The sequence below is a fragment of the Dellaglioa sp. CoH-57-MRSF-22 genome, assembly GCF_056781895.1.
Genome location: NZ_JBXAXT010000269.1, coordinates 1 through 240 on the forward strand (window position 1 = coordinate 1; position 240 = coordinate 240).

Sequence of the window (240 nt, forward strand, 5' to 3'; positions counted from 1 at the left end):
GGGCATGCAGGCTAGCGATCAAGTTACTGCCGATGTTCTCGATAAGTTCCGAAAGGAATGGCAGGAGCTGGCAAACCTGACTGCTGATTACGTTGAGCGCTGGACCAATGAGTACAACATCCACAAGCAGGTTGCCAATCGCGTGCTTGAGGCGTTTACCAACATCAATGTGGTGGTCACGTCGAGTCAATGGGACAACTTCTTTGAGCTGCGTAATCACCCGGATGCCCAGCCCGAAAT

The 240-nt window shown here is 52.1% G+C and carries 1 protein-coding gene; it reads left to right on the plus strand.

Annotated features, from left to right (window positions below):
* A partial coding sequence (locus AC1RPR_RS09040) for a hypothetical protein (protein ID WP_481763614.1) occupies positions 1-240 on the plus strand: 240 nt, incomplete at both ends.